Source organism: Aureimonas sp. OT7 (assembly GCF_014844055.1).
Lineage (GTDB): Bacteria > Pseudomonadota > Alphaproteobacteria > Rhizobiales > Rhizobiaceae > Aureimonas > Aureimonas altamirensis_A.
The window spans coordinates 2,235,974-2,249,319 of sequence record NZ_CP062167.1; the positions used below are offsets into that span (position 1 = coordinate 2,235,974).

General features: G+C 58.0%; 15 protein-coding genes and 1 riboswitch. Of the genes, 10 read left to right on the top strand and 5 right to left on the bottom strand.

The window, feature by feature from the left end:
• Positions 1-34 precede the first annotated feature (34 nt).
• The 6 genes from IGS74_RS10760 (at position 35) to IGS74_RS10790 (ending at position 5,427) form a co-directional block, all read left to right on the top strand.
• Complete coding sequence (locus IGS74_RS10760) at positions 35-1,252, top strand: site-specific integrase (RefSeq protein WP_192386118.1); 1,218 nt, start codon at positions 35-37, stop codon at positions 1,250-1,252.
• On the top strand, positions 1,249-1,962 hold the full coding sequence (locus tag IGS74_RS10765; RefSeq protein ID WP_192386119.1) for a hypothetical protein: 714 nt from the start codon (positions 1,249-1,251) through the stop codon (positions 1,960-1,962). The genes IGS74_RS10760 and IGS74_RS10765 overlap by 4 nt, the downstream gene beginning before the upstream one ends.
• A gap of 279 nt (positions 1,963-2,241) precedes the next feature.
• A complete protein-coding gene (locus IGS74_RS10775; RefSeq protein WP_192386121.1) occupies positions 2,242-2,460 on the top strand; it encodes a hypothetical protein in 219 nt (72 codons plus the stop codon).
• Positions 2,457-2,996 carry a hypothetical protein gene (locus IGS74_RS10780; protein WP_192386122.1) on the top strand — a complete coding sequence of 180 codons (540 nt, stop codon included), beginning with the start codon at positions 2,457-2,459 and terminating at the stop codon, positions 2,994-2,996. The genes IGS74_RS10775 and IGS74_RS10780 overlap by 4 nt, the downstream gene beginning before the upstream one ends.
• A gap of 175 nt (positions 2,997-3,171) precedes the next feature.
• Entirely contained in the window at positions 3,172-3,924 is a 753-nt protein-coding gene (locus tag IGS74_RS10785; RefSeq protein WP_192386123.1) for a hypothetical protein, read from the top strand.
• Positions 3,925-5,100: 1,176 nt separating this feature from the next.
• Entirely contained in the window at positions 5,101-5,427 is a 327-nt protein-coding gene (locus IGS74_RS10790; protein WP_192386124.1) for a hypothetical protein, read from the top strand.
• Between the two features lie 284 nt (positions 5,428-5,711).
• On the opposite strand, the gene IGS74_RS10795 is transcribed toward IGS74_RS10790, so the two are convergent.
• Positions 5,712-5,981: a DUF5334 family protein gene (locus IGS74_RS10795; protein WP_192386125.1), complete on the bottom strand. Its 270-nt coding sequence runs from the start codon at positions 5,979-5,981 to the stop codon at positions 5,712-5,714.
• A 66-nt stretch (positions 5,982-6,047) separates the two neighbouring features.
• Complete coding sequence (locus tag IGS74_RS20480; RefSeq protein ID WP_192391744.1) at positions 6,048-6,137, bottom strand: YHYH domain-containing protein; 90 nt, start codon at positions 6,135-6,137, stop codon at positions 6,048-6,050.
• A gap of 1,673 nt (positions 6,138-7,810) precedes the next feature.
• On the opposite strand from IGS74_RS20480, the gene IGS74_RS10805 reads away from it, so the two are divergent.
• Both IGS74_RS10805 and IGS74_RS10810 read left to right on the top strand, forming a co-directional pair.
• A complete protein-coding gene (locus tag IGS74_RS10805; RefSeq protein ID WP_281413001.1) occupies positions 7,811-8,329 on the top strand; it encodes an anti-sigma factor in 519 nt (172 codons plus the stop codon).
• Positions 8,330-8,684: 355 nt separating this feature from the next.
• Positions 8,685-8,948, top strand: coding sequence for a hypothetical protein (locus IGS74_RS10810; RefSeq protein WP_281413065.1), 264 nt, complete (start codon positions 8,685-8,687; stop codon positions 8,946-8,948).
• Between the two features lie 410 nt (positions 8,949-9,358).
• On the opposite strand, the gene IGS74_RS10815 is transcribed toward IGS74_RS10810, so the two are convergent.
• From IGS74_RS10815 to IGS74_RS10825, 3 genes are all read right to left on the bottom strand, one after another.
• Positions 9,359-10,027: an MFS transporter permease gene (locus IGS74_RS10815; protein ID WP_192386128.1), complete on the bottom strand. Its 669-nt coding sequence runs from the start codon at positions 10,025-10,027 to the stop codon at positions 9,359-9,361.
• An 84-nt stretch (positions 10,028-10,111) separates the two neighbouring features.
• On the bottom strand, positions 10,112-10,612 hold the full coding sequence (locus IGS74_RS10820; RefSeq protein ID WP_192386129.1) for a cytochrome b/b6 domain-containing protein: 501 nt from the start codon (positions 10,610-10,612) through the stop codon (positions 10,112-10,114).
• 150 nt (positions 10,613-10,762) lie between these two features.
• Positions 10,763-11,467 carry a VIT family protein gene (locus IGS74_RS10825; RefSeq protein WP_192386130.1) on the bottom strand — a complete coding sequence of 235 codons (705 nt, stop codon included), beginning with the start codon at positions 11,465-11,467 and terminating at the stop codon, positions 10,763-10,765.
• A gap of 108 nt (positions 11,468-11,575) precedes the next feature.
• On the opposite strand from IGS74_RS10825, the gene IGS74_RS10830 reads away from it, so the two are divergent.
• Both IGS74_RS10830 and IGS74_RS10835 read left to right on the top strand, forming a co-directional pair.
• Complete coding sequence (locus tag IGS74_RS10830; RefSeq protein ID WP_192386131.1) at positions 11,576-12,178, top strand: isoprenylcysteine carboxylmethyltransferase family protein; 603 nt, start codon at positions 11,576-11,578, stop codon at positions 12,176-12,178.
• A 141-nt stretch (positions 12,179-12,319) separates the two neighbouring features.
• A riboswitch (yybP-ykoY riboswitch) is annotated at positions 12,320-12,504 on the top strand.
• Positions 12,494-13,051, top strand: coding sequence for a manganese efflux pump MntP family protein (locus tag IGS74_RS10835; protein WP_192386132.1), 558 nt, complete (start codon positions 12,494-12,496; stop codon positions 13,049-13,051). It overlaps the preceding riboswitch by 11 nt.
• Positions 13,052-13,346 lie beyond the last annotated feature (295 nt).

Below are 13,346 nucleotides of genomic sequence, written 5' to 3' on the forward strand. Positions count from 1 at the left end.
GTAAAATGTGACAATTTGGTCATGGGGTCTGGGTATGCCGAGGAAGAACCTGACAGCGCGGTTTGTGGATAGCGTCAGCGTCGAGACGAGGACCGATTTCTGGGACGAGGCAATGCGCGGCTTGGTGCTCCGGGTAGGCCCATCCGGTGCCAAGTCGTGGACGTTCATCTACACCGCCGAAGGGGACGGCGAGAAGCGCCGCGTGACCTTGGGGAGACATCCTGCCCTGACCTTGGAGAAGGCCCGGCGCAAGGCTCTGGATCTCGCCGCCGCAGTGGCAGACGGCGGAGATCCCGCCAGTGATAAGCGCGCATCCCGCGAAGCAATGACCTTCGCGGATCTGGCCGGCCTCTACGTTGAGCGCTACGCAAAGCGAAACAAGAAATCATGGGAGCAGGACGATCGCCTTCTCCGCGTCGAGGTCCTTCCCGTAATCGGCAAAAAGAAGATGACCGCCGTCACGAAGCGCGACGTCCTCGACATCATCGAGGCCAAGGCCGAGGCCGGCTTCCTTGTCCAATCAAACCGGCTGCTGGCGCTACTGCGGAAACTTGGAAACTGGGCCGTGGCGGAGGACTATATCGCGGCCTCTCCAGCGGCCGGCGTGAAACCCCGTTCGAAGCCGGTCAGCCGCGATAGAGTCCTTTCTGAGGATGAGGTAGCGGCGATATGGAAAGCGCTTCCAGGAGCCGCTCTGAGGGGCGTCACGCGCGACGTATTCCGCCTTCTCCTTCTAACCGGCCAGCGTAGCGGCGAAGTCAGTGGCATGCGCCGCTCAGAAGTTGACGTCGACGCGGCGCTGTGGACCATCCCGGCAGCGCGCACGAAGAACGGAAGAGCTCATACCGTGCCCCTGTCGCCCGCGGCGATGGAGCTTGTTAATGCCCGGCTGTCTAAGGCCGGCGAAGAGAGAGATGCTCCGCTCTTCGCCCACGTTGATGAGCCGATGCCGTCGAACGCCATCGCCCATGCGGCGCGGCTAAAGCTCCAACTCTTCGAGGATCCATGGACTCCCCATGACATACGCCGCACGGTCGCGACCATGATGGCTGACAGTGGAACATTGCCGCATGTCATAGAGGCGGTTCTGAACCATATCTCCGGCTTCCGCGCTGGCGTTGCGGGAACGTACAACCGGAACGCCTATGATCGTGAGAAACGGCAGGCGCTCGATATGTGGGCGGATCGCCTTGATGCCATAGCTACGGGCCGCGCCAGCAACATTTCCCCAATGCGCAGGGGTGCCGCATGACACCCTTCGATGAGTTCGAGCGATCTCATCGTAAGCGGATCGAAGCCTCGCTGAAATTACACAGGGCGATGCACGCTTCCCTAATAAAAGTCTGCAAATATCGACGCCGTAGTATCCCGGAGGACCTCGATTATCTCTGCATGACCATTTGGGAGGCGGAACGTCTATCAGGGCTTCGAGAAGGTGACGCGGGAGATCGGGAGTCAGTAGAACGGGTCGGCCAGTTCATCGCCGCCGCGGACGCCTTGAAGTGCGCGTCCGCGAGCCTCCTGTCGCAGGCGAAAGTCGAGACCGGGAACCGCGCTAACGTTGCCAGTGAGGCAATCGCCTCGATGGGCAGCATGCGTTCGCCGGACGAGGACCCATCAAAGGCAGGACAGTTTCAGAGAGGAGGTCATGAGATCGATGAGATGCTCCAGCGATTGGAATGGCTGGTCGACGACGCACGACACGCGCTGGAGCGACATCCTGCGATAGCAGGAGCGGCACCGAACCGCGACCGGCAGGAGACAATCAGGCAATTATTCTTCGCGTTCCGCCGAGCATTCCCGCGCGCTTCCGTAGCTGTGAACCGGAAGGGGTGGGTAACTGGCGATTTCGTAGCGTTCTACGGCGCCATTGAGCATTGCCTGCCCGAGCGGCTGAGATTCAACAATTATCCGGGGCGATCGGAGGGGATAGGGGCCGCTCTTAGGGGGGAACTCGACTGATCAACTAACAATTCCCCCCGTTCAACATTTGAATCTGTGGGAGTATCTGGAAGACCTCGAAACATCAATTGACGAGGTAAAACCAATGAAACTCCTATCAATCAAGGAAACGTGTCAGCGTTATACGTTCAGCCGAACGACGCTCTGGCATGAAATGAAGATCAATCCGACCTTTCCGAAGCCCATCGAAGTATCGAAGGGCCGGAAGGCTTTCGTCGAGGCTGAGATTGACGCCGACATCGCTGCCCGCATTGCAGCCCGTGACGGGGAGCTCGCCCGATGAACGCCTCTGTCCAAAATGCGCCGATCATGTCGAGCCGAGTATTTGCCGAGGTAATTGATAAGCGCCATGACAACGTCAGTCTGGCCCGACCTTCCAACGCCATGGCAGCAATCGTTACGGAGACCGATTTCACTGGTGCGACGGTTGAAATCGGCGCCGCCGTTGGTCTGATCGTCGATGGAGAGACGTTCGTGGCTCGGGAGGCACGGTCATGAACCACAGTGACGAAGTCTCGGCGCTCATCGATCGTCTATATGGAAAAGGCGTCAATTCAACCAACCGGTTAAGCTTCCTTTTAAGCTTGCTGCACGGCCGCCCGACTGAGGTGTTCTGGCCGGTTTTTCTGGAAACTTGGTCTAGATGCGACGACACTTGGCACGAACGGCGATGGATGCTCTTTATGTTGCGGCAGCATGGATCTGCAAAATCCGGCAATGCGGGCCGGTCGCGTGACTTCATGAGTGTCGACGGCAGGTCCTTCTTCGACAGCCTACCTGATTTAATCACGATATATCGCGGTTGCTCCCGTCCAAGGGTGCGCGGCCTGTCTTGGACAACAGACCAACGAGTAGCGCGGACCTTTGCGAGAGGCCACCGCGGAATAAGGGTTCCTGCGCCGGTAATTGTCACTGCAAGAATTCCTAAAGTGGCGATCTTCGCGGTCATCACTGACCGTGACGAAAGCGAACTGATTATTGATCCTATACGTTTGCGCAACCTCGCAACCACCGGCATCGATGATGCTAACTGATGGCGCTAATCTAGGCAGCACGGTCGGAAATGAGCGGGCCAACGAGTTGGCTAGGATTGGGCACTTAACCTTCAGATAGAAAATGCCCCTCGAAGAGTGGCTGCTTCGAGGGGCATGAGATCTTCCCCGGAATGGGCGCCCAACTCAGGAATGTTGGGCATTGTCAGGGCCTCAAATGCTGCACGATCCGCGGAAAAAACTCAGGAAAAACTCCGAGCCAAGCCTCGCGGCTGATATTGCTCTAATGCATCTCAGAAGGGCTGCATCGGTCGGACTCCTGCGAAACTCTGCGCCTGACAATGTCGCGCGCGTGTTCATCAATACGTTGCAACAAATCGCCCGTTATCGATTTCGCGATTACTTACCGGCCGAAGCGGACGTCGCGTTGCGCAATTGCGGAGTGTCCCTGCCGTTCGAGCGCGTCATCGAGATATCCCAGGACGAGGATCGATTCGCGTTTATGAGCATTGAGGAGCGCGGCGGCTTCCTTCAACTGTCCGAGCCGGATCGCATTGAATATCGGCTATGGCTTCTCGGCGTTCATGGCCAGACGCGCGAAGAACGAATATCGAAACGGGATGCTCGCCGCGCCGATCGCGACAGGCGGCAAAACGAGCGCCGTAAACGCGAGCGTGCTGAACGCCGCGGCCCGCTTCACGTCAACATCTCACAGGCCGCAACAGCACTGGGCGTGTCCCATCATCGCGCGCGAACACTCTACTTGAGATGGTTAGAGACAGGCCCAGAAGTCGATGAGACTGAATTTCAAAATTCTGCCGCTTCTGTATTTATATATTATGCGCGGCGAGTTTTCGAATTTGAGTCTCACGTCAAGCCGTGGACGGCTCTCGGCATTTCGAAGGCCACTTACTACCGCCGTAAAGCCAGGGAGGCAGACTTGCGCGATGACGAGATCCATTGGCCGTGAACGCTGATGGAATTCGGCTTTCAATGACTAAGAGCACGACCTAGACGATTAGCTGCCGTTCTGCGTCTTAGCCCGCAGGGGAACTCAAAAAAGAAAGTGACACGACGTCGAAACCTCCTCAACCACCGCCCCGCCCGAGATCGACCGGTAGGTCGAGCGACCGGCGCGATCCGCAGGATCGATATGGCGAGGATGCGCGCCTCAACAGCATCCACATCTCCTAAGGAGGCGGCAGTTCTTACGTTGTCGGGGTTGGCGCATACGCACGCGCGATGGCTCGGGAAGCTACAAGCCCGTGCAGACCGCCACCATGGCGATGCCTGGATCGATCAATGGCCATTCGGAGGGGTACGTGGGTCGACTTATAGGTCGAGGTGGGGATCCCGTGCCGCCGGCCGGGGCCTCGCCTTTCACGCGATGTTCGAGCTGGGCTGATAATTCAGCGCAGCGACTTCCGGCGTCAGACCGCAGATAATTCGACTGTACGGCGTCTCCGTACGGTTGCGTTACATCTCCTGATAATTGAGTGCGCGAAATCCGTGGATGAAAATTCATTCAGCGGCAATAACAACCATCGCGTCATGAAACACCTTGTCAGCGAAATGTGGCAGATAAAGCTTCAGGCTAAATGAAAATTCATTCAAGTTGCTTCCGATGTGATTGGTTGTGCGCGTGATAGTGCGCCAAGAGCCGCAGGAATTCCGGCATCGAGGTTGCGGAGCCTTCACAAACAAATGCTTCAGACGATTTTACCGTCGCGCGCGTCAGGGCGTATCAATGGCGTGAACTGTCACCGGTTCGCCGAAGGGCTTGGCATCAAGATACGTCCAATACGCAGATCGCGCAAAAGCCGGCCTCCAGGCGAAACCTACGCGCTCGGGACCATCCGACGCCTTATCGCCAGTCACGGCGAGGACCACGCCTCCCTCGTCGTGCGGTGCATCTTGGCCTCCGATCCGACCGCGCTAGGCGGCGATGTCATCTCAAGCGTGTCCGCAGCCCTTCGGGCGCATCCTGCTAGGTTCGCCAATCGGAGCGAGGCGGTCGAATTCTTCCGCGCGGTGCCGATCCTCAAACTGCGCCAGCGTGCGCAGCGCCTCGCTACGGGGCCTCATACCTTGTCCACACTGGTCGCTCAGGAGTTTCTCGATGCATGACGGGTGGACGCGTTAGCTGGTGCTCCAGCAACTGATCGAAGCTTTCGAGGTAGACGATGCGCTACCCATCCTCGTTGGCCCGAAGGCCTACGGAAACGCGATGCCCGACGTCATCCGCGAGGCGCGTGACGAGTTCACGGCTGGTGGCGCGGCCTATCGTGCGGCCAATAAGCAGATGGCCGCCATCGCCTTTAGACGATCGCGGATCACAGCCGCAGCTATATCGCGCGCCGAAGCACCCTTCTCATCGGTTCCGCGGTTCGTTCCGACGCTGGATCTCCGCGAGGTTCTGTTCGCCTCCGCAGCCGTAAAGGCGCGCGCGCAGCACCGGGGCAAGTTCATTTAGCGTCGCAATCGACGGAAACCGCAGTCAGACGCGTGAATTGGACGAACCACCTATCGCCACATGTGGCGCGCCGCGCAGGCCATAGCCGACGGCCTCAACAATGCTGCTGAACTGTTGCCCGCTGGGTGTCTGGACGGGTGACACAGATCGAGGCAGAAACGACGTCAGAACCGATACGTTGGTTCCGCTCGTGGGAAGACGAAGGCGCACCCCGCAACCGCGCCGCCGACCCAGCCAGAGCATAGAACGCCGGCCAGCCATCGAGCGGGCCATTTACCTTGAGATCAGTCTTCCATCTCCAAGACGCGATACTCGCCGGTGTCGTAGTCATAGACTTCGACCTCTACGGTAGAACCGTATCGCTGGATGCTCTCAACAGTCACTTGGCGATACTCGCCGGTGGCGTGGTCGTAGACTTCGATGTCGCGGCCGGAGCGAACAAGGTTGCCGGATTGGATCTCGACACTCTCTCCCGTCGATGCATCCTGACCATCCCAGGCCAAAGCCGGGAAAGCGATGATGCTACACGTCAATGCGAGTAGAAATTTGAGCATGCTTACCTCCTCGGGATGTTGAAAGTGCGGGGGAGTGTCGCCAGCATTCGCGCTGGCTACCTTCCATCAATGGCAGTGGTAAGTGCCAGTCTTACGCTCCGTGTGGCAGCCAGAGGAATCCAGCCCACCGCCATGAGCATAGGCGGCAGAAGTCATGCTGGCGGCGATCAGCGCCGCAGCTGCGATTATTGCTTTCACTATGAAGGTCTCCTACCCAACAGCGGGCGATCTATTGGATCCCAGTAAACATTTGCGGAGTCAATCAGGCTGCGGCTACCACTTTCGGTGTATTAGTGGTGACCAATCTTCAAAGCGCATAATACTGAGGTGTCGACGGTCGATTTGCCCTGCATCCCCGCCATTCGCCCAGCCATCGACATTCTCCGCCCACGTGTCGCCCCTGCGCTCAAAGTGGCCGACGCCATCTACACATCGCCCGAATAGCGCCAGTTGGCCGTCTCCATGAAACGGGAATGCGGCTCGGCTTGTGAGAAGTGGACGGCCACCACCAGCGGAATTGTCTGCGACCATTTCCGAGAGAGATGCGCGACGGCGGTGCTACGCTCGATTGTCGCAACGCTATGTTGATGTTGTATGAAATGTCATTCACTGAAGACTTCGCAACCCAGGCGCGAGTGGGTGCAGCGTCAGGGTTATGCTGCCTCTCGGCCTCCACCCGCTGCCTGAGGAGACGGTGCAGTCCAGCAAGTGCATTTTCAGCCGTAGGCGACGCTGGAGAGGCGCAGGCCAATTTAGAGTGCATTGGAAGTGGCAACGTTTAGATGCGCTTCAGGCGACGATCTTGAGCGAATGCGCAGGCATTAACCAGCAGCTCGAACCTTATTGACCGGGGGCGGATTTGAAACGGGAATTTGGTCGCGCTCTTGTTACTAATGCACTTCCGCGCTGTTGCATCTTCAATGCACAGAAACGGCTAGACGACCTTCGGCAACGACAACCCGGCGAGGAACGTAAATTGGCCCACCGTTAAGAGCCGCTATAGCGTCTGCCTGTTGCAAAATGAACGACCGATGCTGCGTTCGCCGGTGCCACCTTAGTAAGGATTTCATGATTAGAGACCTGCGCTCGACGCGGCGCGAATGACCGCATGAGGGCAGGGCATCTAGAAGCGGTGGTTTGACCGTTCATTGCCCCTGGCGTCCTTGTCCTGCTGATTGATCAAGGAGGCGAGGTCGCTCGGATGGTACGTATGCTGTCAACTCTACGAACGACCCAAACGCGGCGGTATATTGAATGAAAAATCATTCAAGTCATGTTGACGATGACTGAATGTGCCTGCCGATTGCTTCTAAAAGTGGTTCCTTGGAGTGACGCTTGAGCTACGGATTGCCTGACAGTTCTGCGGGTGAATCAAACGACCAGCTGGATCAGTGTAAGTCATAAAAAGTTGATGACCGTTGGATCCGCCCCGCCTTGTGCGCGCGCAAGGATCAAAGATGTAAACGTGCCCCACCCGGGGTCAACTTAAAACCGCATGCTGGGGTAGTGTGCCGCCGGCGGGGGATCAAAAATTTTCCGGCCGGGTGATCCCGCCGCCGAGCCTTTCTTAAACGTCCGCTTTGCGCCCCAACCCAGTCGTTCACGGCGCACCCATACGTTCCTAGAAGCGGACATCAAGCCGGCCGTGTGAAATTTTGCTCATCGATGAAGGTGACTTCCTGATCCGCTCGAGAACGATCTTGGCTTGCACTGTGTAGTCGCCTTGCCCCCGGTCCTCATCACGTGTCGTCTGCATACTCTTAAACCGCGAATGGAACAGTCTACGAAAGGCACGCTCAAAACGCACCAGACATAGTAAGGGGCATGTTGTGCAGTCATACTGTACAGTCCGCCCACGCAATCCCTTGTTATTGCTTGAGTCTCGGGCTACCCGGACTGCGGCCGGCAGCAAGTCGATGGTGCGGCGCACGGTACTGCCGGCTGCGGCGGCGGCCATGCTGGCGCTGGCCGCTGGGCTTGGGATCGGCTGGCAGGCAGCCTCTGTCGAACCGCGGGTCGTTGCTATTCTTCTGGATGATGCAGGCGTCCCGCGGGCGATGGTGGAAGATTTCGGAGACGATACCGCGCGTCTTCGCTTTCTCGCGGCCGTCGAGGTGCCGGACGATCGCGTGATGCAGGTGTGGACGCTGCCCTCTGCCGATATGGGCCCCAGATCCATGGATCTCTTGCCGGACTCCCGCGTGACACGGCTGGACGATTTCAACCTGCCGCCGCCGGCAAACGACCAGCTCTACGAGATCACGCTCGAGCCCGAGGGTGGATCGCCAACCGGGCTGCCGACCGGGCCCATCCTGGCGAAGGGTTTCGGCGCCTTCCAGACATACTGATGCGATGGATGGACAAGCGCCTGCCTTGCCACCCTTCGCTACCCGTCAAAGCTCGCGAAAGGGAAACTGGGACGCTTGGCAAAGGGCTGCGCGCGGGCAGAGAAGGCATGCACCCATACGCGGTGGCAATAACTGAGCTTCTCTGCCTGACGGGGTGCCGAGTGGGCGAGATCGCTAACTTGCAATGGTCCGAGATCGATGATGAGGTCCAGTGCCTTCGCTTGGGCGACACAAAAACCGGGAGGAGCGTTCGACCTGTAGGAAAGCCGCTCTTGATTTCCTTAACGCCTGAGCTCGTTAAGTTGGCTCCCCGTTCGTCTTTCCTGTACTGCGTGGGAGCGGCAGCTATCAAGGCATCAAGCGAGTGTCGCGGAAGATCTTCGAAGCTGCTGAGATCGACAGCGCGAGCAGGCATACCATTCGGCACACGTTCGCAACGGTAGCAGCCGGCCTTGGATACTCAGATGCGATCATCGGCGGCCTCCTGAGCCATGCCAGCCGGGGCGTGACGTCCCGGTATTTGCGCCGGCCGGACGAAGCGTTCGTTGCAGCCGCTGATGCCGTATCAACGAAGGTCGCGTGGCTGGCGGTCGACGATCGCGATGCAGATGGTCTCTGAATCGGCCGAGAAGGCATCGTTAACGCGCGTTTGGTGGAATTCCGGTGGTCCGTCTAGCGCGACGAAGGCAGCCCCATGTGGCGGCCTCGAGCGCTCGTGTTGCCGTGGCGGCGGCCCACAACAGATTAGCCCCGCGGGTTTCGCGTAGCTCTTGTTCAATACCGGCCCTTTTTGAGGGCTGAAGTTAACCCAACGCGTTGAACCTCATAACGAGGTAGCGCTTCTGCGCATCAAGCCCAGAAGCCTTCGGCGGTTTGACCGCAAGGCGATCGTCCTCTGACGGTGGAAGCAGCAGACGATCCCGCTTTTCCACGTGGGACAGATACGCATCAGAGTTCGGCAAAATCTTTGCAAGTTAGCTTCGCGTTTCAGACCAATATGAGCGGACGCGCTAGCTTGTAGTGAATTGATTAGGTGTTCGCGGTAGCAATCGCTACGATCAACGTCAGTCCAAGCATGAGCATGGCGCCGACTAGTAGCGTTCCCAGAACTCGCAAAAGTGCCGAAAGTGCCCTGACGCCAGCGTGCGCTGTAAACCAACGCGTCAGTACCGCCGCGTACCAGAGTAGTCCAAGCGCGAAGACGGCGGAACCGGTTACAACCTCTCCGATTGAGCCGTACCGCCCAACCGTTGTTGCGATATCGAAGATTAGTACGAAGGGCGCTGCGACATAGCACTGGCTGTAAAAAGCTGGGCGGAGCGTATCGCGCGTGACAGCCAGTCCTTTCAGGCGGACGCTCTGCACTGAAAACAGGAGTGGAAACAGACTGAATAGGACGGCGCGGAAAACAAGAAGGTTGCGCCCGTCTGCCAATATGCCGGTCAACTCACGCGTGGGTATCGCATAGCGCAGCTCAACGAGATGGGCGATCGCTAGTGTCAGGAACAAAAATATTGGCGGGCTGAGTGCTTCCGCAAAGCGTGACTTCGGGTCTCCCGTCAGTTCAAGCTGCGCATAACTCATCATATACTGGGGCCGGCGCACGCACCGCCAAAAAGTCAAAGGGTAGAAGAGAAGCCAAGAAACAATCTCGTAGAGGAGCTCCTCAACGGATTTCAAAAGGTTCATAAAATCCAAATGGCTTTCCCCACAGTGCTGCGCTTTTGCCTCAATATCAGCGGCCGGACGACAGCGGCTCTACCTTTAGGACAGCTTAGTCGGTCACCTGACCATACGCCGTAACACGTCACTATGGAAAATGAAGTGCTGCGACAGCGCGCCAGCGATATGAACGCCGATGAGCACGAGCAATGGCGTCCAAAGCAGGGTGTGGAAGCCCGCAAGCTCATCAGACTCCGTTAACCAAGCAGCAAGCCCCAAGGATGGCATTGCTAAAAGGCAGGCGTAGATCCCCGCGTGTGTGATCTTCGCAAGCAGCGTGGCCCAGCTCGGTTCGTTAACAGGGTAGGGCGGGCGGCCATTTTTGATGCGATCAGCCAATCTGATGACGGCAGCTACCAGGACAGACGTACCAGCAACAATGTGTACCCACCCGAACGTTTGAATAGTTGAGTTCAGTGCAGCGCCCTCGGTCGTGGCGTCCCAAAGACCCTCCATGTACTCGGACTCCAACCATTGCAGGAGGATGAGCGCGACGATTACCCAATGAAGTACACGGCTTAGCCGCGTCCATGAGCTACCTTGTCGATCAACGTAAGACATGCTGCTGGTCCACTTTCTGACGGCTGCGATTGACACCCGCGACGAAGAGACCACAGTTACATCGCAACAGCATTTCCCGAACTATACAAATTTGAAACCTTTGCTGACATGATTGGCGAAGTCAGCACGTGTCAGGCCATGGGGATCGAGCTACCCCACCGCCGTTCCTACGATCGCACCAATTGCGGCCGTAACTGTCATTGCGAGCGCGCCCCAGAATGTGACCCGTGCAGCAGCCTTCGCCATTCCCGCGCCGCCTGCCGCAGCGCCAACAAATCCGAGTATTGCGAGCGATACCAGTGCTGAACCTGACACGGCCCAGCTGGTGAGATTGGCAGGTGCGAGCACAGCGGCCAGAAGTGGCAAGGCTGCTCCTATGGAAAATGCCGCCGCAGATGTCAAAGCTGCTTGCACAGGCCGGGCCGTCGCCTGTTCGAACATGCCGAGCTCGTCCCGCAGATGCGTGCCGAGCGGGTCATGTTCCATCAGTTGCCGCGCCACCTCGACTGCAAGGTTTCGTTCCAAGCCGCGATTTTCATAGATGCTCACAAGCTCCTCCAATTCCGCCGCCGGCTCTTCGCGCAGTTCCTTAGTCTCGCGTTCAATGTCAGCCTTTTCCGTGTCCAGCTGCGAACTGACTGAGACGTACTCGCCGGCCGCCATGGACATCGCGCCAGCTACTAGGCCAGCTGTCCCGGCGATCAGAATGGCGCTTGTGGATGCTGAGGCTGAAGCTACGCCGACAATGAGGCTGGCGGTTGAGACGATCCCATCGTTTGCGCCGAGGATCGCTGCCCGGAGCCAACCAATTCGCGCTACAAGGTGGCGTTCGCTGTGAACTCGTGGGTTCAGCATTGCTAGCTTCCAGTACCTGAGCTTATCTGAACTGCAACCAGCCTAGCGCCGTGTTCGGGCTGTTGAGACCTGCGTATTTCCCGGTGCACCAACAGGATCCAGGATAGCATGACCCTATCTCAGTTTCAGCACTATCGCCGAATTGTACTGGCGGTCCTTATCATGCTGATTTCGGCCGGCCTGCTCTTCGTCGGGTCGAAGGGAAGTGAAGCGCGACACGATAACATCGAGGCTGTTGGCTTAGGTCTCATCGTCATCGGCATACTTGGCCGACTATGGTGTACGCTATACATCGGGAACCGTAAGAGCGCGGTGCTGGTGGATGTGGGCCCATATTCGATAACGCGCAATCCGCTGTATCTCTTCTCGAGCGTCGCTGCGGGCGGGGTCGGTGCGCAGACAGGCAGCATTATCCTGTCCTTGCTGTTCTTCATCGGATCGGTCGTAGCATTTCAACTCGTCATTCGACGGGAAGAGCGCTTCCTGAGTAGCGCGTTCGGGGCACCATATGAGACTTACCTACAGCGTGTCCCACGTTTTTGGCCATCGATACAAGGATGGCGAGATGAGCCCGTACTCACCATTTCAACCGGGAGGCTATACACGACGTTTCAAGATGGCCTCGTCTTCTTCGCTGCGAAACCAGCCTTCGAGTTCGTCGAGTACCTACAGCGTTCGGATGTCCTGCCAGTTCTTCTGCGGCTTCCGTGAATTTACCTGTTCGACTCATTAATCCGTTACAAGGGAGCGACGTGGTAAGGACGAAATTGTTTGTCGCCGCCAGTTGCAAATGCAAATCAAAGACATTTAAGATATTGATACTGTTTGCCAATTTGGCTTTGATGTTGTAGGACGCCCCTTATCGGGGAGTAGCTACCGTTGCGAAACGGGGGCGCGTCAACACACTCGTGCACGAGCACGTGGCGCGTTCAGCCGAACAGGCCCAGCAAGACCGTGGCAACCGTTTCACCGCTTGCGGACAGGTGCGACGGGCGCCCGGTTCCGCATGTCCGTTGGGTTGTTCTCATGTCTCCCTTTACCATTGCCGTACTCGCAGTCAGCATGTCAGTCGACGCCTTTGCCGTCTCGGTTGGACGCGGTGCTGCGATCGGGCAGCCCCGCTTTTCCGAAACCCTTCGCACAGAAGCGGTTTTCGGTATTGTTGAGGCAATCACGCCGGTCATCGGTTGGGCTGCCGGCGTTGCCGCAAGCAGCTTTGTCGAGGCAGTCGATCACTGGATTGCATTTGGACTGCTCGGCGCCGTCGGCCTGCACATGCTCTTCTCCGCCCTTGTCAAGAAGGAGCAAGATGCGCCGGTCGGACGATCGATGACCGTTCTTCTCGCGACGGCTATCGGTACGAGCCTAGACGCTATGGTCGTGGGTGTGTCGCTGGCGTTTCTCGACGTCAACATCGTGGTCATCGCAATCGCGATCGGTCTGGCAACGTTTCTCATGTCATCCGGCGGCATGCTCGTCGGCCGCCTGATCGGAGAACGGTTCGGCCGGATCGCGGAGGGCATGTCAGGCGTTGCCCTTGTGTTGCTGGGCGCATCAATCCTGATCGAGCACCTCAGCGCATAACCGGGCACAAGGTCAGCGGGTCGGGAAGATGGCGGGATACCGATGCGCGTTATGGATTGGTGAGCCGGTGCCTGCACTGGGCTGCCGCCTACCTCCTCGGCTGGCAATTCACCACATTGCTTGGTTGGCGCATCCTCGGTGATGGAGAGTTCATGCGCACGATCTCCAACTTTGGACCCTATCATGGGACAGTCGGCGTGCTCGTCCTTGCAATCTTTGTTCCGAGGTTCTGCTGGGCATTCCTTAACCGAAAACGTCGCCGGCAACCGGACGGTTCAGTGTGGTCCGAGTTGGC